The organism is Sphingomonas cremea (genome assembly GCF_021502585.1).
Taxonomy (GTDB): Bacteria; Pseudomonadota; Alphaproteobacteria; order Sphingomonadales; family Sphingomonadaceae; genus Sphingomicrobium; species Sphingomicrobium cremea.
Genome location: NZ_JAKFGM010000003.1, coordinates 280683 through 299916 on the forward strand (window position 1 = coordinate 280683; position 19234 = coordinate 299916).

A 19234-nucleotide genomic window follows, 5' to 3' on the forward strand; every position below is an offset into this window, starting at 1 on the left:
ATGTCCACGACACCCAAGCATCTCGGCAAGGCAAGCGCCCTTCCCGCTTCTCCGGACGAGGCTGAACTCGATTATGTGCCCAATCCCCGTTCCGGAGCACTCTATCTCGTCCGCTTTGCCGCTCCGGAATTCACTTCCCTGTGTCCGGTCACCGGCCAGCCCGACTTCGCGCACTTGGTCATCGACTATGCTCCCGGTGCAACGATCGTCGAATCCAAAAGCCTCAAGCTGTTCCTGGGCTCGTTCCGCAATCACTGCGGCTTTCATGAGGATGTGACGGTCGGCATCGGCCAACGGCTTTTCGAGGAGATGAAGCCAAAGTGGCTGAGGATCGGCGGCTATTGGTATCCGCGCGGCGGCATCCCGATCGATGTCTTCTGGCAATCGGGCGAGCCACCCAGGGAGCTTTGGCTTCCCGACCAGGGCGTCGCTCCATATCGCGGGCGAGGCTAGGCCGCTGCGCGTCGCCGTTCTCGGTGCCGGTTCGATAGGCTGCTTCGTGGGCGGCTGCTGGCAGGCGGCGGGTTTGCCGGTCACATTTATCGGCCGGCCAAGTTTTGCGAGCGACATCGGCGGGTACGGACTGACACTCAGCGACTATAGCGGCTGGGAAGCGAGCATATCGCCGGTCAACGTCGACTATCGGTGCGGCCCCGAAGGCCTAGCCGGCGCTGACATCATTGCGCTCTGCGTCAAGAGCGGCGCGACCGCAGATGCGGCGAAGCAGATCGCCCAACATGGCCGCGAAGGGTCAATAGTGCTCAGCCTGCAAAACGGCATCAGCAATGTGGACGTGTTGGAGCATGAGCTCGGGTCCCGCTTTCGAGTGGTACGCGGGATGGTGCCCTACAATGTCGCATATCTCGGCGAAGGCCGATTCCATAAGGGCGTCGCCGGGGAAATTTATTCGGAAGACGCCGCCGAAATGCGTGAACTGGCCAAAGGGATTGGACCGTCGCCCGGGGCGCTGAAGCTATCTTCCGACATGCTTAGCCTTGCCTGGGGCAAGCTGCTGATCAACCTCAATAATGCGGTCAGCGCATTGTCCGGCAGAACACTTCTCGAGGAATTGCGCGAACGCGACTATCGCCGCGTCTTCGCCGCCTCGATGAGCGAAGGGCTACGGCTGCTCGAAAAGGCCAGGATAAAACCGGCCAAGGTCGGAGCCGTCGGCCCGCGACTGCTTCCCTGGGTAATCGGCGCCCCGGATTGGTTGTTCAACAACGTCTTCCTCAAGAAATGGAAGATTGACGCAAAGGCGCGCTCATCGATGAGCGACGACCTAGCTTCGGGTCGAAGAACCGAAATTGACTACATCAACGGCGAATTGGTGCGCCTCGCCGATCGACTGGGAGCCAGCGCGCCGGTCAACCGCAAGATTGTCCAGCTGATCCGCAAGGCCGAGTCGGGGGCACCACCGCTTCCGCCCGCCCAGCTTCGTCGCGAAATACTCGGCCGCTAGCGCGGGGCAGCTTCGGTCGGCGGGAAGGCAGTGTCGCCCGGAGCCGGCGCATCCGAGGCGCGACTCTTGGTCCAAAAATATAGAGCTGCGATGGCCAGCGAGAACACAACCAGGCTGACGAGCATTACCGCCGGATAGGGTTCAACAAGGGCCAGGACGTTGGCGCTGTCAGCCGAACCGGCCTTCTCGGCCCCGGCCACCGCTGCAGCGTAAACGACGCCCATCAGGCTCTCGCCGACAATCAAGCCGGTCGCCATCAGCACGCCCATCCTTTCGGCGAAGGCGGGACTCTTCGACTGCATCGCCCATCGATTGTAGAACCAGCCGAGCACGGCGCCGAACGGGATCAATAAGTCGGCTTCGAGTGGCAGATAGATGCCCATCCCGATCGCCAGAGGTGGAAAGTGCAGTCGTTTGCCGGACGTCCGCTTCAGCACCTCGTCAACGATGACCGCGACTACGCCAATCATTGCGCCCTGACGGATCAGGCTCCAGTCGAGACTGCCGCCGAGGACGCCCTGCGCAATCGTGGAAATGATTGCCGCCTGTGGCGCCGCCAGTGCGGTTGCCTTGGCGCCTGGGGCGCCTTCGAAGGTGAAGGCGGTGTTGAGCAGGTCGAGGATCGGCGGAATGACCAAAGCACCGAATACAACGCCGAGGATCAGTGCAACCTGCTGCCGCCATGGCGTCGCGTCGACGAGCTGGCCGGTCTTCAAATCCTGGAGGTTGTTATTGGAAATGGTGGCGACCCCGAAGATGATCGCCGTCACGAACAGGGAAAAGGCAACGAGCGCCTTTGTCTCGTCGCCGCTCACGCCCGGAAACAGGGCCACAAGGATCAGCGAGATACCCAGTACCGATAGAATGCCGACGCCGGATATCGGGCTGTTGGAGGCTCCGATCAGGCCGGCCATGTAGCCGCACACGGCGGCAATCACTACACCGGCGATTAGAACGTAGAACACGCTGACGATGATTGTTGTGCCCGGTTCGGAGGAAATCGGCGCGGTATTGCCGAATGCGTAAAGCAGCAAGCCAATTGGGATCATCGATAGCAGAATGATACCGGTGACGATGCCGATCGGGATGTCGCGCTCGGTTAGCGGTAGGTCGGCCCCGCGACCGGCCTTGCGCTCCCGGTTGGCGATCAGCGCGGAGCGAATTCCCGCGACGATCGGGCCGATGATTTTCAACAGGGTCCAGATCGCCGCGACACCGATAGTGCCGGCACCAACCATCCGCGCCTTCTGCCTGAAAGCGGCGCTGACCAATGCCTCAAGGTCGCCGCCGATCTGGGCAACAAACCCCGCGTCCTGGGTCCAATGGGGAACGATGAACGCCCAGGTGATCAGCATGCCGACGACCATGGCCAAGCCAACCGCGACGCCGACCAGATGGCCGACCCCGATCAGTGCCATCGACAGGCTGGCAGAAATGGCCGAGCCGCCGGTGCCGACCTTGAAGACGCGGCCGGCCGTGTCGGTCAGCAGCCTCGTCTTTGCAACGATGAAGTAGAATGCAGAAACCAGCGTAGCCCCGCCGATCAGCACGAGACCGCGCCTGTTCTCCTCGGCCCCGCCAACGCCGCTTCCGACCTTCAGAACCTCGGCCGCAGCAACGCCTTCCGGATAGGGTAGGTCAGTGCCGGTAACCAGTGCCCGACGCAGGGGCACGGAATACATGACGCCCAAGATGCCGCCGATGCCGATTACGGCCACCGATAGCCAATAAGGAAAGCCGGTCCACCACCCAACCATGATCAGACCCGGAAGGACGAAGATGATCGCCGACAGCGTCCCTGCCGCCGAAGCGATGGTCTGGACGATATTGTTTTCCTGGATCGTGGTGTCGTGAAACGCCTTGAGTATCGCCATCGAGATTACCGCGGCAGGGATCGAAGTCGCGAAGGTGATTCCGATCTTGAGACCCAGATAGACGTTGGCCGCGGTGAAAACGACGGTAATCAACGCACCGAGGATAATACCGCGAAGCGTAAGTTCCTTGATGCTGCCCGACGGTGCTACCACGGTTGCCATCCCCTATTCCTCCAGATGCTTATTTTTATCGGCAGGCGCGGGCAGTTCCTCGCGCTCAAAACGAATGACGGTGTCGTAACGATTGAGCAGTAGCCGGTCACCCTCGATTTTCAGCGGCTCGCGATTGAAGTTGGGCGTCTTGTAGGCGCCCTGCATCCGCGTTGCCGTCAGAAATACGGTCGAACCATCGGACGACCAATTGCCTTCGGCAGCTTCCGACACCGCGCCATAATCGAGCTGGTACTGAAAGCGACCGTCGTCATCGAGTTGGAGTGCGGCGCCAATCTCCATCTGGTTCGAACGGTAAAAACCGGTGACCGATGGCGTGCCCGCGGCGGCCAACAACAGTGCAGCAATGATCATTTCCAACCCCTTTGAAGGAACCGCGTAGCAAAGTTGCAGTGAAGTGCCACGCCTTTCGGCAGCACGTCCTCATCTATCATCATCGACGGATTATGAAGGGGTGCGCGGCTCGCTGCTTCCTCCCCCATTGGTGCAACACCAAGAAAGGCCATCGCGCCCGGGACTCGTTCCAGGACGTAGGAGAAGTCCTCGCCTCCCATGTTGGAGACGGACAGTTCGACGAAAGAATCCCCGGCCACGTCGCGCACTAGCGCAACTGCGCGGGCATCGTTGATCGTCGGCGGATAGCCCTGCTCTATAACCACCTCGGCCGTACAGCCATGCGCAGCGGCGACATGGGTGCAAATTCGCTCAAACGCATCGCGTCCGCGACTCCGGGCTTCGGGCGACAGGGTGCGCAGGGTGCCGAGCAGTTCGACCGCGTCGGGCAAAACATTGTGTGTCGTTCCGGCGCTGATCTTGGTGATCGAAAGGACGATTGGATCGGTAACCGGAGTTCGACGTGCAACCTCTGATTGCAGCGCGAGCACAATCTCCGCCGCGACCGGAACGGGGTCGAGTGCGTCGTGCGGCATGGCCGCATGGCCGCCCCTACCGACGATCCGCGCACGGAGCGTATCCGTCGACGCAAGCATCGTTCCGGCGCGGCAGCCCACTGCGCCATGAGGCAGCGTCGGCCAAATGTGCAGGGCGAAGGCGGCGTCAGGCAGCGGATCGCCGAGCAACCCTTCATCGATCATCAGCCGCGCGCCGTGATGGCCTTCCTCGCCGGGCTGGAACATGAACTGGATCCGCCCTGCGAAGTCGTCGCGATGGCTGGATAGGATTCGGGCGGCGCTGGCCAGCATTGCGGAATGGCTGTCATGGCCGCAGGCATGCATGTGCCCCGGGTGGCGGCTGGCAAAATCCAGACCTGTCGCTTCCTGGATTGGGAGCGCATCCATATCGCCGCGGAGCAACACCGTCCGGCCCGGCGAAGTCCCGTCTAGGACAGCGATCAGACCGCTGCATCTTTCGCTGCGGCAAATCGCCAGAGGAAGTCCAGCCAAAGCCGATTCCAGCTTGTCGCGGGTGAGAGGGGTATCGAGCCCAAGCTCGGGCTCCGCATGGATCGCTCGGCGAAGCGCAATTAATTCGTCACGTCCCGCTTCGGCGGCTGCGACCCAATCGAACTGCTCGGCTACGCTCATCGCGGCAGCCTAGCCGCCCAATCGCAGTGTCTCAACGCGCTATTGCGACATCAGGTCGCGATAACGCTCTTCGCTGGTCAGGCGATAATCGTCGATATCGCGTTGGGCGTTGGCCAGCGCGGATGCGCGCTTGGTTCCCATGGCCACGTCATATTTGACCAGTGCGTCGGTAAGCGCCTGGGCCTCGCCCGGACAGGCGGCCTTCACCGCGGCCGAATATGCATCGGCGGCGACTTTGGCCCTCAACTGGTTGGTTTCGAAGGATTTCAGGCAAGCGGCAAACGCATGACGCGGAGCATCGATAACCGCCGGATTGGGCGTCGCAAACGCGAGCGCCATTACTAACGTGATCATACCCGTCCCCTCTACGGACATATCAGCGAGAGGGAGCATGACTCAAACGTGGCGAAAATCAATGGCTCAGGCGATTTGGACCCCTGGCGGAACTGGCGAACTGTGGCGCCTGACCACCTGCCAGCTATCGCCTTCGCGCACCCAGACGTCGGTCAGCAGCACGCGCTCGTCGATCAATTGACCCAGATAGCGCACCTTCCACTGAGCATCGACCGTTGCGACAATCACATTCTCCAGCGCGACGCATTCGGTGACGCGCACTTCAAGGCTGGCGATATCCATACGCTTCAGCGCTTCGATCCACTGCGCAAGGTTGACCGCCACCGATCCGGTCGAGCGGATGCCGACCAGCTTGAATTGCGGGTGGATCAACCGGCGGAGCGCGGCCTCGTCCTTGGCAATAAGGGCGTCACGCCATTCGCGCTCAAGATCGCGAACATCGAGGCAGGGTAAATCAGCGGCCACGGAGCAACCCTCCGAAAATTCCTCGCAACAACGAATTGCCGAGCTGTCGCCCGACTGACGAGGCAATCGAGCGCCCCGCCGATTGCATCATCTTGTCGGCCATGGTCGGCTTCGCCGCTTCGCGCGCACGCCGCGCCTCCTCGCGCTCCAGCTCGCGCTGGCGCTGCGCCTCCAGTCGCTCGGCTTCACGTTGCTGGCGAATAGCCTCCTTTTCGGCGGCCGTGCGCTGGCGCGCAGCTTCCTTGTCGGCAATTGCCTGCTGGCGCGCAGCTTCGGCGGCTGCCTTCTGGGCTTCCGTCTCGGCCTTTGCCGCTGCCGCCGCCGCGGCAGCCTCATCGCCCTTGGCCTTCAGAATTTCCTCTGCGCTGTCACGATCGAGCAGCGTGTCATATTTTGCGCCAATAACGTCTGTCTGGACCATGATCGCCCGTTCCTGCGCAGTCAGCGGCCCAACTCTCGAGCATGGCGGCTTGATCAGGGTGCGTTCGACCGGAGACGGCGCGCCATCCGGCAGCAATAGCGAAACCAATGCCTCGCCAACCTTGAGCTCGGTGATTGCGGTGGCGACGTCGACGTCGGGATTTTGGCGGAAAGTCTCCGCGGCCGACTTGACCGCCGCCTGGTCACGCGGAGTGAAAGCGCGAAGCGCATGTTGCACCCGATTGCCGAGCTGGCCCGCTACCTTGTCGGGAATGTCGATCGGGTTCTGGGTGATGAAATAGACCCCGACCCCCTTGGAGCGGATCAGCCGTACGACCTGTTCGACTTTCTCTAGCAATGCCGGGGGGGCATCCTCGAACAGCAGATGCGCTTCGTCGAAAAAGAAGGCGAGCTTCGGCTTGTCCGGATCACCAATCTCGGGAAGCAGCTCGAACAGCTCGCTCAGCAGCCACAGCAGGAAGGTCGAATATAGGCGCGGACTCGCCATCAGCTTATCCGCGGCGAGGATGTTGACGATGCCCTTGCCCGCATCATCCAGCTTCAGGAAATCCTCAAGGTCCAGGGCCGGTTCGCCAAAGAAATTATCGCCGCCCTGCGCTCGTAACTGAAGCAGCGAACGCTGGATGGCGCCGACGCTCATCTTCGACACATTGCCATATTCAAGAGTCAGCTCGTCGGCCTGCTCGCCGCAATGCACGAGCATTGCCTGCAAATCGTCGAGGTCGAGGAGCATCAACCCCTCCTTGTCGGCAACGGCGAAGGCAATCGTCAGAACGCCCTCCTGAACGTCATTCAGGTTCATCAGCCGCGACAGGAGCAATGGCCCCATTTCGCTGACCGTGGTGCGGACCGGATGTCCTTGTTCGCCGAACAGGTCCCAGAATTGGACCGGATAGGCCTGGTAGGACCAATCGGTGTAGCCGATCTCGGCAGCGCGCGCTGCGAACGCCTCATGCGGCTTGGCGGTCGCGGCGCCGGGCATCGCAAGGCCCGCGATGTCGCCCTTCACATCGGCAACGAAGGTCGGGACCCCCGCGGCCGAAAGCCCTTCGACAATCCCCTGGAGCGTCACGGTCTTGCCGGTTCCGGTCGCTCCGGCGATCAATCCGTGTCGATTGGCGCGCTTCAACTCAAGCTGTTGAGGCTTGGCGCCGCCAGGGCCTGCACCGATGAAGATGCTGGTCACAGGATTACTGGCCATCTGTTCGCGTCGCTCCTTCGGCTTCGATGCGCATTGCCTTAACAGCAATGCGCCTCCGGCGTTCGGCGCCGAAGCCTAGGCCGAAGGAGTGTCGGCAACAAGACAGCGATTAACGGCTCGCAATATCGACGCCAACGAACGCTTCGGGCGTCTGGCCGCGCTTGACCAGCAGGAGCACGCTTGTCCGCCCCGCGCGCCGCGCAGCTTCGACCGCTGCCAGCACTTGGGCCGGTGTCGTCACCGCCTGGCGGTTGACCGAAACGATCACGTCGCCCCGGCGCAGCCCTTTTTCCGAGGCGTCGCTGCTGGGGTCGATTGATGTAACGACCACACCGTGCACGTCGGCGGGCAAGTTGAGCGCGCGGATGATCTGCGGATTGAGCGGTTGCAATGACAGGCCCAGCGCAGTCCCGGGCGCTACCGGCGCCTCCTCGGCCATGGCCTGGCCTTCATCGTCTCCAACACCGCCGCCTTGGCGGGCCAGCTCCTCATCCGTTGGACGTTGGCCTACCTGCACCTGGACAGTCTGGCGTCGACCATCACGAATAAACTCGACGGGCACTCGGGTGCCGACCGATGTATTGGCGATGATGTAGCTGAGCGTTTCTTCCGGGGTGACGTCGCGGCCGGCGACCTTAACAATCACGTCGCCTTGCTGGATTCCAGCCTTGGCGGCGGCTTCTCCGGGAACGACCGAGCGGACCAGTTCCCCACGGTCCTTCGGCAGGCCGAGACTGTCAGCAATATTCTCGTCAAGCGGTTGCAGCGAGACGCCAAGGTAGCCGCGCGAAGGCCGTTGGCCGCGGCGAAGGGAATCGATAACCGGCTTGGCGGCCTCGGCCGGAATGGCAAGGCCGATACCGACGCTGGCGCCGGTGGGGGAGATCAGCGCCGAATTGATGCCGATGACGTTACCGGCCATGTCGAACATCGGGCCGCCCGAATTGCCCATGTTGATGCTGGCGTCGGTCTGGATGTAGCGGTCATATGCGCCGCCGCCCGTGATTCCACGGTGCAGCGCCGAGATGATTCCGGCGGTGACCGTCCCGCCCAATCCATATGGATTGCCGATTGCCACCACCCAGTCGCCCACGCGCGCCCGGGTCGAATCCCCGAAGTTGACGAAGGGCAGGTTGGAACCCTCGATTTTCAGCAACGCCAGATCCGACGTGGTATCACGTCCGATGATTCTCGCAGGGAATTCGCGGCGGTCGGCCAGCGTGATGGTGATGCTGTCGACCGTGCCAGTCCCGTTGACGCCCTGGATAAGGTGATTGTTGGTGACGATGTAGCCGTCGGGCGAAATGATGAAACCGGACCCGAGCGAACCGGCTTCACGCGTTGGCGGCGATTCCTGGCCGCCCTCCTGGCCCTGGCCCTGCGGAACCTGACCACCGAAACGGCGGAAGAATTCCTCGAATGGGTCGACCTGCCGTTTCACCGGCACGCGCTGCTTGGTCGAGATGTTGACCACAGCCGGCGCCAGTCGCGCCGCCAGGTCAGCGAATGATGCCGGCGCGCCTGCCTTCGGCACGATCGCCGCCGGCGCGTTCTGCGCCACTTGCGCACCGGCCTGGCCGGTTGCGACCGAAAAAGCGGTACCTCCCAGAAGCAGGGCCATCGCGACCCCATAGGCGTAGCGCACGGGTCGAAACTCCTTCGTCGAACTCATTCCATTTCCTCGCTTGGCTTTCGCGGTTCGCATGCAACGCTAGGCCAAACGCCTGAACGCGAATTGAACAGGGCTGGCTCCTATCGTCCAGTAAATTCCTTCAGATACTCGTTATTAGGCGACAGTATCATATTGGTTTGCGCGGGCTTGCCGCCGTTGGCGCCAAGGAACGTCGTCTCATAGCTCTGCATGGCGCGGTAGAAGTTGTAGAATTCCGGGTCTTTTCCGAATGCGGCGGCATAGGTCTGTGCCGCTTCGGCATCGGCTTCGGCGCGGATAATCTGGGCGCGCTTCAATCCCTCGGCCTCGATCGACCTAGCTTCCTGCTGCCGGGCGGTACGCATTCGATCGAAAGCCGACTGCAGCGGTGTCCCGTCCGGCAGGTCGGCCTTTTTGATGCGGACGTCGATAATTTCGGCCCCATATTGGCGTGCGACGCGGTCGAGCCCGGTCCTGATATTGCCCATCACTCCTTCTCGTTCGGGCGACAATAGCGAAGCAAACGGCCGCTTGCCGAGCTCGTTCCTCAGCTGAGAGCCGAGAATCGGCGCCAGGGATTGCTCGAACTGGTCGGTCGAACGGGCGCGGATATACATCCGCAGCGGATCGACCACACGGTAGCGGGCAAAGGCATCGACCTCCAGCCGAAGCTGGTCGGTCGACAGCACCTGCTGCTTGTCCATGTCGATATTGCGCACGCGCTTGTCGATCCAGTCGATGCGCTCGACAAAGGGGATGCGGAAGGCAAGTCCCGCGCCCGGGCCGCCAATATTATCCCCATCCTTGTAACGGTTGATGATCCGAACCGGCTTGCCGAATCGAGTGATGATTCCCTGCCTGGTTTCGGGGACGATCGAGATGCTGCTGGACAGAATGACCAGCACCAGGAACGCAATTAGCGCTGCTGCGAACGGATGGCGGCGAATCGCGTCGGTCATTGGCCGCCTCCCCGTGGAGTGGTTCGCTTGACTTCGCCAAGGGGAAGGTACGGGGTCACCCCCGGCGTTTCCACGATCGTCTTGTCGACGTTCTGCAAGACGCGCTCCATCGTTTCATAATACATTCGTCGCTTGGTCACGCCCGGAGCCAATTTGTATTGCGCGTAAACCTTGTCGAATGAGGTGGCATCGCCTTGCGCCTTCTGGCGCAGCTGAAGGGCATAGGCGTTGGCCTGGTTGATATAACTTTGCGCCTTCTGCTGCGCGGCGTTGACCTCCTTGAAGGCATCGTTGACCGCGGCGGGCGGATCGGCTTGCCGAATCGCCACACCCTGGACGACCACGCCCGACTGGTAGGCATCGAGGGCCTGCTGCATTTCTTCCTGGACGCGGGCTTCGATGAAGCCGCGTTTCACGCCCATGGCTTCTTGCAACGTCACCTGTGCGATGACCTGTCGCATCGAGCTTTCGGCGACCTGTTTGATCGTGTCCTCGGGTTCGGCCAGCTCATAAAGGAACTGCTCGGGATCGCGAATGAGCCAGCGAACCTGGTAGGCGATGTCGATAATGTTCTGGTCGCCGGTCAGCATCAGCGTTTCTTCGGACGCAGAGCCGAGGTCGATCCTGCGGGTTTCACCCACATTCACTTTTTGTACCCGGTCGATCGGCGCCGGCAGGGTCAAGCCGATGCCGGACGACAGCGTGTGGCTGTAGCGGCCAAAGCGCGTAACCACGCCGCGCTCTCCAGGGGCGATGCGGTGCATCGTCGTGAACAGCAGCCAAACCAGAACGATGGCGACTCCCGCCCAAAACAGCACGGAACCGTTAGGCTTCCCGCCAAAGCCGATACCGCCGCCCGGCCCGCCGCCGCCAAATCGTCCGCGGCTCCTTTTCAAAAAGTCGTCGAGCGACGTGACGGAGGCCCGATTGCCGCCACCGCGCCGCTTCGGAGTTTCGCCCCAGGGCCCCGTCGGTTCTTCGCCCGGAGGCGGTTCCTGCCCGCCGCCCGCACCGGGAGGAGACCCCCAAGGGCCCTTGTTATCACTAAAAAGAGCGCGACCACGCGCTCCCCACCCGGGAAAAATTGCCATAGCCCCATAATAAGTAGGGTTTCGCCGAAAAACAGTGCCGCCTGTCGAAAAGGCGATTAAGTGCGCGGCAATGACTACTGATGAACCGCTCGTCGCCCTAGACAACCTGCCCGACGCCGCACGAATCCGGTCACGCAGGCTGGTCGGCGATATCGCGACGATCGTTGCCGACGCGTCCGGCCTGTCCGATGGCGAGCGAGGAGATTTGGAGCAGAAGCTCAAGCAGGCGGCAACTGCCCTCCCGGGCGTCAGGGAGGCCCGGGTCGCGCTGACCGCTTCCAGGCCAGGGCGCACATTCATCGCCATTGGGTCCGGGAAAGGGGGCGTCGGGAAGTCGACGCTGACTACCAATCTCGCCATCGCACTAGCGCGAATGGGAAAGAGGGTCGGGATCGTCGACGCAGACATTTACGGCCCCTCCCAGCCGACCTTGCTGGGTACCGCCGAAAAACCCCATGCCAAAAATGACAAGCTGGTTCCTGTGGAGGTGCAGGGCGTCAAGCTGCTGTCGGTGGGACAGCTTGTAGCCCCCGGCCAGGCTTTGGCCTGGCGGGGACCGATGGCGTCGGGCGCGCTTGCACAGCTGATCGAAGGCGATTGGGGCGATACCGAGATCATCCTGGTCGACCTGCCGCCCGGTACCGGTGACGTGCAGCTGTCGCTGGTGCAGAAATCCCGGCCGGCGGGGGCAGTTATCGTCTCGACACCGCAGGATCTTTCGCTGATCGATGCGACCCGGGCCGTCGACCTGTTCGGCAAGACCAGCGTGCCGGTACTTGGCGTGATCGAGAATATGGCCGGCTACCAATGCCCCCATTGCGGCGAGACGAGCGACCCGTTTGGCCAAGGCGGAGCAGAGGCGTCGGCCAGGCAGCTCGGGGTTCCTTTCCTCGGCCGCCTGCCGCTTTCCGCCAGCCTGCGAGAGGCTTCGGACGCCGGCGCGCCACCGGCCGCGCAGGATGGACCGGCGGCCGACGCTTTCGCCGCAATCGCAGGTCGGATTCTGGCGGAACTGGAAAAAGTCAGCGGTTGAAGCATTTTGAACGCAGGAGGACTTCGCCAATGCCCCTGACCCGCGATGAGGATATTTCCGAACTGCTCGCCGGCTCACGCACCATTGCGATGGTCGGCGCTTCAGACCGGCCCGATCGCCCGTCGCACCAGGTGATGAAATTCCTGCAGGATCAGGGCTATCGCGTGATCCCGGTCAATCCGACCATTACCGGCGAGCATGTCCACGGCGAATATGTCTGGCGCGAGCTGGCCCAGATCGGAGAGCCAATCGATATCGTCGACATTTTTCGGCGCAGCGCGGAGGTCGGTCCGATCGTCGACCAGGCCATTGCCATCGGCGCCAAGGCCGTTTGGATGCAGTTGGGCGTCATCGATCCAGACGCCGCAGCCCGGGCCGAAGCGGCGGGCCTGATCGTGGTGATGGACCATTGTCCCAAGATTGAGATCACTCGCATGGGACTGGCCCCTGTCGCCGCCGAATAGCCGAGCTCTCTCAACAACTTGACTCAATGACCAATGAGGCAGAACTTCCCTGCTTGCGCAGCCGCGGTGAGGCCGGGGGTTGGTTGCGCACGGGACGGTCTCCGGCCGAGGGGCAGACCATGAGGAAAATGTTCGTGCGCGCCGCGCTGCTTTCCTGCGCGGCTTTGGTAACGGGTCCGGCAATCGCCAACCATAGTTGGGGCGGCTATCATTGGGCGGGCGACGGCTCGAACCTCACACTTAAGGTGAATACCGCGATTACCTCGCAATGGAACACCTCGGTTAGCGACTCAATTTCGGACTGGAATCAATCGACCGAGCTTGTCCTAAATTCGGCGTCGTCCTCGGCCAGTGCAAAGAGGTGCAGTCCAATCTCCGGCCAGATTCTGGTCTGCAATGCCAGCTATGGCCAGCGGGGCTGGCTCGGGATCGCCTCGATCTGGCTGACAAATGGTCACATCAGCCAGGCGACCACCAAGCTCAACGACAGCTATCATAATTATGCGCCGTACAACTCGCCGGCGTGGCGGGCGCTGGTCGCTTGCCAGGAGATCGGCCACGATTTCGGCCTCGACCATCAGGATGAAACGTTCGACAACGTCAATCTCGGCACGTGCATGGACTATACAAATGCGCCGGACGGCGGCCTAGTCGGTGGGTTTAACTATGGCCCGTCTAACCGCCATCCCAACACCCATGACTATGATGAGCTGAAAGCAATCTATAATCACGACGATGGTTTCACGACGGCGAAGTCTGCGACCAATTTCGGTATTCGTCAGGTCGGTCAGGCACCTCCGCAATCGGCGGCGGGATCAGGCGACAGCCCGGCCGAATGGGGTCGTGCGATTCACAATGATAGCCAGGGACGGCCCGACGTGTTCCTCAAGGACCTGGGCGCGGGCAAGAAGGTGATTACCCACGTCTTCTGGGCGATAGGCAAGGGACCGAACAACGGTTGATGGTATGGCGTCGGCCTAAGCGCTCGCCACCGTCATTTCAGGGATCAGCAACGTCGGGGCATCGACGCCCCGGCGGAAACGCAGGTCGCTTGCCGGCTCCAGCGTGGCGAACATCTGCTTGAGGTTGGATGCGATGGTGATCTCCGCAACCGCGGGGCCGATCTCGCCATTGCTGATCAAGAAGCCCGCAGCGCCCCGCGAATAATCGCCGGTGACGCCGTTGACGCCCTGGCCGATCAGTTCAGTAACCAGAATGCCCTCACCGATGCCGGCGATCATTTCCTCGCGGCTACGCGGGCCCGCGGCCATATGCAGGTTAGACGGCCCCGCCATGGGCGCGCCGGATACGCCGCGCACCGCATGGCCGGTGGGCTGGATACCGAGTTGCCGGGCCGAGGCGCTTTCGGCGAGCCATGTCGTCAGCACGCCATCCTTGACCAGGTCCATCGGCTTGACCGGCAACCCTTCCCCATCGAACGCCCGGCTCCTGAGGCCGCGCTCGCGGAAGGGGTCGTCGCGCACCGTCACGCCGGGCGCGAACAGCTGCGTTTCCAGAGCATCGACCAGGAAACTCGCTTGTCGTGCGATCGCCGACCCGCTGATCGCTGCGATGAAGTGACCCAATAATGTCGTCGCCACCCGCGGATCGAACAGCACCGGCAGCTTGCCCGGCTTGATGCTGACGGGGTTGAGGCGCGCGACTGCGCGGGTAGCGGCCCTGGCACCCAGTTCGTCCGGTGATTCCAGGTCTTTAAGATGCCGCGCCGAATGCCACGCATAGTCGCGCTGCATGCTGCTTCCCTCGCCTGCGACAACGCTGGCCGAATTGCTATAGCCAGTCGCTCGGGTTGAGCCGGAAAAGCCGTGGCTGGTGGCGATCGCAAAGATCGACGCCGAAGCCGAAGCGCTGGAGCCATTGCTATTGGTGACGCCTTGCACCCCGCGGGCGGCATCCTCGGCGCGCTGCGCCCGCTGCTTCAGCTCGCCCGGATCCGGGTCGCCTCCGTCATTAAGATCGAGATTGGCGGGCTCGCCCCGAAACAATTGTTCCTCCGGCGCAAGTCCGGCGAACCGATCCTCGGGCGCTTCGCGAGCCATTGCCAGCGCGCGATCGACAATTGTCGCCATCGCATCGTTGGAAAGGTCCGACGAAGCGATCGTCGCATTGCGCTGGCCGATAAACACGCGAAGGCCGATTTCCTCGCCCTCGCTGCGATGCACGTCCTCAAGTGCCCCAAGCCGGACGCTGACCCCCTGCGAACGCTCGCCAACATAAGCGGCGTCGGCGGCATCGGCGCCTTTCTTTTGGGCGAGTTCGACAAGCGAAATTGCCTTGTCGCGGGCGGCGGCAGGTTCGAGCATGGCGCCCGCCTAAGCGTTCATTCGACCGACGACAAGCCGACCACGAGGAAGCCGAGGAACAGCAATAGTCCGGTGAAACGGTTCGACCGGAAAAGCGCCAGCGCCGCCGGCCCGTCTTTGGTATCGACCTTCGCCACTTGCCAGCCGAGGTGGAATGCGGCGGGAAACAGCGCCAGCAGCGCGACCCAGTCGGACCGGACGGTCCAAATCGCCGCGGCCCAGCCGATAAGCGCCAGGAGGTAGCAAATGCCGACTCCAACCTGGGCGCGATCGCCGAGCGCCCGCGCGCTCGACTTTACCCCGACCAGCGCGTCGTCCTCAATATCCTGGATGGCGTAGAGGGTGTCGTAGCCGATCACCCAGAAGATGCTGCCCAGCCACAGCAGCAGCGCGGGGGGCTCGAAGGCGCCGGTCACCGCCGGCCATCCGACCAGCGCGCCCCAGCTGAACACCAGCCCGAGCCACGCCTGCGGCCACCAGGTGATACGCTTCATGAAGGGATAGGCGGCAACGGGACCGAGGCTGAGCAAGGCCGCGACCTGCGCCGCCGGTTTAATCTGCAGGAGCACGATCAGCCCAACCAGGCATAGGCAGATAGTCAGGACCCAGGCGGCTTTGAGGGACACGCGGCCGCTCGCCAGTGGCCGGAGCCGGGTCCGTTCCACCCTCTTGTCGAGTTCGCGGTCGACAATGTCGTTATAGGCGCACCCTGCCGATCGCATCGCGAAGGCGCCCAACAAGAGCCAGGCGAACAGCAACCAGTCGCCCCCCACCCCCGCCAGGGCCACGCTCCACGCGCAAGGCCAGTAGAGCAGCCATGTCCCGATCGGCCGGTCGAGCCGCATCAGGGACGCATAGGGACGGAGCATTTGCGGCAACGCGCCGATCAGCCCGGTCCGCTCACTGTCGGGAACGAGGTCCGTCGCCATCAGGCCGCGATCCGTTCGATCTCGTCCACCCAGTGCACCAGCGCGGCCAGCGACGGCAGCTCCCGGAAGCGCGGATGCTCGGTCGGTGGTGGGCGCTGCTCGTGGCTCCAGGCCAGCGGCTGGGGGATGTAGGCTGCCCAGGCGCCCGCTTCGAGCGCGGGGTAAACGTCGGAGCGCATCGAATCGCCGGCCATGACCGCACTGCCCGCGGGCACTCCGAAACGATCGAATATGCGCCTGAACGTCGCCGGGCCCTTGTCGCTGACGATCTCGATCCCGGAAAAGCGGTCGCCAAGCCCCGAAGCGGCGAGCTTGGCCTCCTGGTGGAACAGGTCGCCTTTGGTCACCAGCACCAGCCGGGCGCGATCGGCTAGCGCCTCAAGCGTATCCTCAATCCCTTCGAGCAGTTCGACCGGATGGGCGTGAAGTGCCCGGCCCGCGTCGAGAATCTGGCGAATGACCGAAGCCGGAACGTCATCGCCGCCAAGTTCCAGCGCGGTCTCGATCATCGACAATGTGAAAGCCTTGGCGCCATAGCCATAGAGCTTCAGGTTGCGCACCTCGCACGCTTCCAATGCCGTGCTGGCAATGCCGGCATCGGCAAACGGCTCCAGCATCGCCACCAGCGCATCCTGGGTCGCATGGAAGTGGCGCATATTGTGCCACAGCGTGTCGTCGGCATCGAGGCAGATGAGGTCGATCGGCATGGGCTTACGACTAGCATGCCTCGATGGCCGAATTCGACCCACTGCTGACATAAGATTTGCCTCGCTGGCCTATGCGGAGGTGCGGGCTAGCGCTTGCGCGGCGGCATTGGCGCTGGCCCAGGCCCATTGGAAATTATACCCGCCAAGCCAGCCGGTGACATCGACCGCCTCGCCGATCGCAAAAAGCCCGGGGACCCGGTTCGATTGCATCGTCTGCGACGACAATTCGGCCGTGCTGATTCCGCCGATTGTGACCTCTGCCTTGGCAAACCCCTCGCTGCCGTTGGGCGTGAACGTCCATTCAGCGATCCGGCGCTCGGCATCGTCGAGGCGGCGGTCGGGGATGTTGGCAAGCTCTCCGGCAAGTGCAAGCTGCTCGGCAAGCGTTCCGGCGAGCCGGTCGGGCAAGTGGCGCCCGAGCATACGGCGGACGGTGGAACGAGGCTCAACCCGCTTTGCCTGCCGAAGCCATCCGCGGGGAAGATCGGGCAGAAAATCGACCGTGACGGGTTGGCCGGGAAGCCAATAGGAGGACACCTGCAGGATTGCGGGGCCTGACAGTCCTCGATGGGTGAAAAGAGCCGCTTCCCGAAACCTGCCTTTTCCCGCGCTGGCGACGACTTCGGCGGAGACACCCGAAAGCGTGCTGAATAAGGCCTGCCCTCCCGAAAGGGTCAGCGGAACCAGGGCGGGGCGCGGTTCGACGATCTTCAGGCCGAAGCGGCGCGCGACATCATAGGCGAAGCCGGTCGCACCGAGCTTGGGGATGGACAGGCCGCCGCTGGCCAGTACCAGCGCTGGAGCACGGGCGGTGGCGGTGCCGATCGTGACGTCGAAGCTACCGTCGCGATGCTCGACGGTCGCGGCCTGGCCGAACGCGTTTTCGACCCCGCCCGCGGCGCATTCGTCGAGCAACATGGCGACAATCTGCCGCGCCGACCCGTCGCAGAAGAGCTGACCGAGGGTTTTCTCGTGCCAGGCAATTCGGTGACGATCGACCAGGGCGAGGAAGTCGGCCGGCGTGTAGCGGCCGAGCGCGGACTTGGCGAAATGCGGGTTTGCCGACAGGAAATTGTCGGCGGTGGCGCCGATATTAGTGAAGTTGCACCTCCCTCCGCCCGATATCAGTATCTTGCGACCTGGCTCGGATGCGTGATCGACAAGCAGGATCCGGCTCCCCTGCTGCCCGGCAAGCGCCGCGCAATACATTCCCGCCGCCCCCGCCCCAATGATGATTGCGTCGAACGAACGGGTGGCGGCCATGGATGGCACCTAACGAGTCAAGCTGGCGAAAGCGAATGGAGGAATGGCCGCTTTCGACCCATTCCGGTCATAATCGGTAGCGGCACCTTTCCACCCAGGCGGACATCGGAAACCACTGAATAATGCGGCAATATTGTGCTCCGGCGTCAGGGAATATCCCTATTTCAAGACGCCGACTTTCATGGAACGTCCCAAGTGGCAGGCGGGTCGAAATTGAGCCTCGCGCCTATCTTAAAGGGGTAGTTCCATGAAAAAATACCTTCTTGCCGCGGTAGCTGTTGCCGCAATTGCGGCTCCAGCCCAGGCCCGAGACAACCAAGGCTACGTTGGGATCGAAGGTGGTGCGACCTGGGTGAAGAGCCAGAGCCCGGACGTCCACGTCGACTATACGGTACTTAACAATATTGACCCATTATTTCCGGAGCCTGCCGACCAACACTTCGGCAACGCCTTCGATCTCGATTCCCACATGGGATACAATATCGGCATGTTCGGGGGCTATGACTTCGGCATGTTCCGCCTCGAGGGCGAGGTCGACTGGATGCACGCCAACCTGGACCACCTAAAGGTCGATTCCGACCTGATCGATGCGATTAATGCGATTAACGGTGGACCTGACATCGGCAACGCAGAGTTCAACCTGGACCAAGCGACCTCGGCGCTCGCGTTTATGCTCAATGGGCTGATCGACGTCGGTGACGAAGACGGTTTCTCGTTCCAGGCCGGCCTTGGCGGGGGCTGGGCGAAGTCCAAGTTGATCAACGACAAGGACGGCGCCTTCGCATGGCAGGTGATCGCCGGCGTTACCTATGCCGTAAGTCCGAACATCGACCTCGGCCTGAGGTATAAATATTTCTCAACCGGCAGCCTGAAGTTTCACGAACGCGACAACTCGTTTGTGATCACGAGGATCTTACCTACACTGCCACCCGTCAGTCAGAATATCGGGGTCGATGTCTCCTCGGACATCTCAACGAAGTTCAAGGCGCAAAGCCTGCTGGCGACGCTGACCTACAACTTCGGGGCGCCGCCTCCGCCACCGCCTCCGCCGCCACCGCCACCTCCGCCGCCACCTCCGGCGACGCAGACTTGCCCGGACGGCTCGGTGATCCTGGCGACGGATGCTTGTCCGCCACCGCCGCCGCCACCTCCGCCTCCACCTCCACCTCCGGAGCCAGAACGCGGCTAAGACCATAGTAATTGCGCACAAGGTTCGGCCGGTTACATCAGGTAGCCGGCCGTTCTGCTTATTGCTCCAAAATCAGATCGCCAATTGACTCGTCGTCAGCTCGAACGGGTCA

Annotated in this window: 19 protein-coding genes; 6 read left to right on the top strand and 13 right to left on the bottom strand. The window is 62.6% G+C overall.

Going from position 1 to position 19234, the window contains the following annotated elements; genetic code table 11:
• Both queF and LVY65_RS11665 read left to right on the top strand, forming a co-directional pair.
• A complete protein-coding gene (gene queF / locus LVY65_RS11660) occupies positions 1 to 453 on the top strand; it encodes a preQ(1) synthase (protein ID WP_235068428.1) in 453 nt (150 codons plus the stop codon).
• Complete coding sequence (locus LVY65_RS11665; RefSeq protein WP_268828745.1) at positions 371 to 1462, top strand: 2-dehydropantoate 2-reductase; 1092 nt, start codon at positions 371 to 373, stop codon at positions 1460 to 1462. Before queF ends, LVY65_RS11665 begins: the two co-directional genes overlap by 83 nt.
• On the opposite strand, the gene LVY65_RS11670 is transcribed toward LVY65_RS11665, so the two are convergent.
• The 9 genes from LVY65_RS11670 to hflK all read right to left on the bottom strand — a co-directional run bounded on the left by LVY65_RS11670 (position 1459) and on the right by hflK (position 11018).
• Positions 1459 to 3498, bottom strand: a complete 2040-nt coding sequence (locus tag LVY65_RS11670; RefSeq protein WP_235068430.1) for an OPT family oligopeptide transporter — start codon at positions 3496 to 3498, stop codon at positions 1459 to 1461. The two genes, LVY65_RS11665 and LVY65_RS11670, sit on opposite strands and share 4 nt — an antisense overlap.
• Before the next feature lie 3 nt (positions 3499 to 3501).
• On the bottom strand, positions 3502 to 3861 hold the full coding sequence (locus tag LVY65_RS11675) for a hypothetical protein (RefSeq protein ID WP_235068431.1): 360 nt from the start codon (positions 3859 to 3861) through the stop codon (positions 3502 to 3504).
• Positions 3858 to 5051, bottom strand: coding sequence for a M20 metallopeptidase family protein (locus tag LVY65_RS11680; RefSeq protein WP_235068432.1), 1194 nt, complete (start codon positions 5049 to 5051; stop codon positions 3858 to 3860). The genes LVY65_RS11675 and LVY65_RS11680 overlap by 4 nt, the downstream gene beginning before the upstream one ends.
• Before the next feature lie 39 nt (positions 5052 to 5090).
• A complete protein-coding gene (locus LVY65_RS11685) occupies positions 5091 to 5405 on the bottom strand; it encodes a hypothetical protein (RefSeq protein ID WP_235068433.1) in 315 nt (104 codons plus the stop codon).
• 66 nt (positions 5406 to 5471) lie between these two features.
• Entirely contained in the window at positions 5472 to 5870 is a 399-nt protein-coding gene (locus tag LVY65_RS11690; RefSeq protein ID WP_235068434.1) for a nuclear transport factor 2 family protein, read from the bottom strand.
• Positions 5860 to 7512 (bottom strand): helicase HerA-like domain-containing protein, encoded by a 1653-nt coding sequence (locus tag LVY65_RS11695; protein WP_235068435.1) that lies wholly within the window; start codon positions 7510 to 7512, stop codon positions 5860 to 5862. Before LVY65_RS11695 ends, LVY65_RS11690 begins: the two co-directional genes overlap by 11 nt.
• Positions 7513 to 7621: 109 nt before the next feature.
• Entirely contained in the window at positions 7622 to 9184 is a 1563-nt protein-coding gene (locus LVY65_RS11700) for a Do family serine endopeptidase (protein WP_235068436.1), read from the bottom strand.
• A gap of 80 nt (positions 9185 to 9264) precedes the next feature.
• Positions 9265 to 10122, bottom strand: coding sequence for a protease modulator HflC (gene hflC, locus LVY65_RS11705; RefSeq protein WP_235068437.1), 858 nt, complete (start codon positions 10120 to 10122; stop codon positions 9265 to 9267).
• Positions 10119 to 11018: an FtsH protease activity modulator HflK gene (gene hflK, locus LVY65_RS11710; RefSeq protein ID WP_235068438.1), complete on the bottom strand. Its 900-nt coding sequence runs from the start codon at positions 11016 to 11018 to the stop codon at positions 10119 to 10121. Before hflK ends, hflC begins: the two co-directional genes overlap by 4 nt.
• 265 nt (positions 11019 to 11283) lie before the next feature.
• On the opposite strand from hflK, the gene LVY65_RS11715 reads away from it, so the two are divergent.
• The 3 genes from LVY65_RS11715 to LVY65_RS11725 all read left to right on the top strand — a co-directional run bounded on the left by LVY65_RS11715 (position 11284) and on the right by LVY65_RS11725 (position 13672).
• On the top strand, positions 11284 to 12246 hold the full coding sequence (locus LVY65_RS11715; protein WP_328282520.1) for an Mrp/NBP35 family ATP-binding protein: 963 nt from the start codon (positions 11284 to 11286) through the stop codon (positions 12244 to 12246).
• Between the two features lie 29 nt (positions 12247 to 12275).
• Positions 12276 to 12710, top strand: coding sequence for a CoA-binding protein (locus tag LVY65_RS11720; protein ID WP_235068439.1), 435 nt, complete (start codon positions 12276 to 12278; stop codon positions 12708 to 12710).
• 119 nt (positions 12711 to 12829) lie between these two features.
• Positions 12830 to 13672, top strand: a complete 843-nt coding sequence (locus LVY65_RS11725) for a hypothetical protein (RefSeq protein ID WP_235068440.1) — start codon at positions 12830 to 12832, stop codon at positions 13670 to 13672.
• Between the two features lie 15 nt (positions 13673 to 13687).
• On the opposite strand, the gene LVY65_RS11730 is transcribed toward LVY65_RS11725, so the two are convergent.
• The 4 genes from LVY65_RS11730 to LVY65_RS11745 all read right to left on the bottom strand — a co-directional run bounded on the left by LVY65_RS11730 (position 13688) and on the right by LVY65_RS11745 (position 17933).
• On the bottom strand, positions 13688 to 15034 hold the full coding sequence (locus LVY65_RS11730) for a TldD/PmbA family protein (RefSeq protein WP_235068441.1): 1347 nt from the start codon (positions 15032 to 15034) through the stop codon (positions 13688 to 13690).
• A 17-nt stretch (positions 15035 to 15051) separates the two neighbouring features.
• Positions 15052 to 15963: a 4-hydroxybenzoate octaprenyltransferase gene (gene ubiA / locus LVY65_RS11735; RefSeq protein WP_235068442.1), complete on the bottom strand. Its 912-nt coding sequence runs from the start codon at positions 15961 to 15963 to the stop codon at positions 15052 to 15054.
• The gene (locus LVY65_RS11740) at positions 15963 to 16670 is read right to left on the bottom strand and encodes an HAD family hydrolase (protein WP_235068443.1); all 708 of its coding nucleotides are present in this window, start codon (positions 16668 to 16670) and stop codon (positions 15963 to 15965) included. The genes ubiA and LVY65_RS11740 overlap by 1 nt, the downstream gene beginning before the upstream one ends.
• A 69-nt stretch (positions 16671 to 16739) precedes the next feature.
• Entirely contained in the window at positions 16740 to 17933 is a 1194-nt protein-coding gene (locus LVY65_RS11745) for a BaiN/RdsA family NAD(P)/FAD-dependent oxidoreductase (RefSeq protein WP_235068444.1), read from the bottom strand.
• Between the two features lie 247 nt (positions 17934 to 18180).
• On the opposite strand from LVY65_RS11745, the gene LVY65_RS11750 reads away from it, so the two are divergent.
• Complete coding sequence (locus tag LVY65_RS11750; RefSeq protein WP_268828747.1) at positions 18181 to 19122, top strand: outer membrane protein; 942 nt, start codon at positions 18181 to 18183, stop codon at positions 19120 to 19122.
• The last annotated feature ends 112 nt before the right edge of the window (positions 19123 to 19234 follow it).

What these genes read in the sequence shown, in the direction of transcription:
- queF (WP_235068428.1), top strand. Translation starts at nt 1, where the DNA reads ATGTCCACGACACCCAAGCATCTCGGCAAGGCAAGCGCCCTTCCCGCT.
- LVY65_RS11665 (WP_268828745.1), top strand. Translation starts at nt 371, where the DNA reads ATGTCTTCTGGCAATCGGGCGAGCCACCCAGGGAGCTTTGGCTTCCCG.
- LVY65_RS11670 (WP_235068430.1), bottom strand. Translation starts at nt 3,498, where the DNA reads ATGGCAACCGTGGTAGCACCGTCGGGCAGCATCAAGGAACTTACGCTT.
- LVY65_RS11675 (WP_235068431.1), bottom strand. Translation starts at nt 3,861, where the DNA reads ATGATCATTGCTGCACTGTTGTTGGCCGCCGCGGGCACGCCATCGGTC.
- LVY65_RS11680 (WP_235068432.1), bottom strand. Translation starts at nt 5,051, where the DNA reads ATGAGCGTAGCCGAGCAGTTCGATTGGGTCGCAGCCGCCGAAGCGGGA.
- LVY65_RS11685 (WP_235068433.1), bottom strand. Translation starts at nt 5,405, where the DNA reads ATGATCACGTTAGTAATGGCGCTCGCGTTTGCGACGCCCAATCCGGCG.
- LVY65_RS11695 (WP_235068435.1), bottom strand. Translation starts at nt 7,512, where the DNA reads ATGGCCAGTAATCCTGTGACCAGCATCTTCATCGGTGCAGGCCCTGGC.
- LVY65_RS11700 (WP_235068436.1), bottom strand. Translation starts at nt 9,184, where the DNA reads ATGAGTTCGACGAAGGAGTTTCGACCCGTGCGCTACGCCTATGGGGTC.
- hflC (WP_235068437.1), bottom strand. Translation starts at nt 10,122, where the DNA reads ATGACCGACGCGATTCGCCGCCATCCGTTCGCAGCAGCGCTAATTGCG.
- LVY65_RS11715 (WP_328282520.1), top strand. Translation starts at nt 11,284, where the DNA reads ATGACTACTGATGAACCGCTCGTCGCCCTAGACAACCTGCCCGACGCC.
- LVY65_RS11720 (WP_235068439.1), top strand. Translation starts at nt 12,276, where the DNA reads ATGCCCCTGACCCGCGATGAGGATATTTCCGAACTGCTCGCCGGCTCA.
- LVY65_RS11725 (WP_235068440.1), top strand. Translation starts at nt 12,830, where the DNA reads ATGAGGAAAATGTTCGTGCGCGCCGCGCTGCTTTCCTGCGCGGCTTTG.
- LVY65_RS11730 (WP_235068441.1), bottom strand. Translation starts at nt 15,034, where the DNA reads ATGCTCGAACCTGCCGCCGCCCGCGACAAGGCAATTTCGCTTGTCGAA.
- ubiA (WP_235068442.1), bottom strand. Translation starts at nt 15,963, where the DNA reads ATGGCGACGGACCTCGTTCCCGACAGTGAGCGGACCGGGCTGATCGGC.
- LVY65_RS11740 (WP_235068443.1), bottom strand. Translation starts at nt 16,670, where the DNA reads ATGCCGATCGACCTCATCTGCCTCGATGCCGACGACACGCTGTGGCAC.
- LVY65_RS11745 (WP_235068444.1), bottom strand. Translation starts at nt 17,933, where the DNA reads ATGGCCGCCACCCGTTCGTTCGACGCAATCATCATTGGGGCGGGGGCG.
- LVY65_RS11750 (WP_268828747.1), top strand. Translation starts at nt 18,181, where the DNA reads ATGAAAAAATACCTTCTTGCCGCGGTAGCTGTTGCCGCAATTGCGGCT.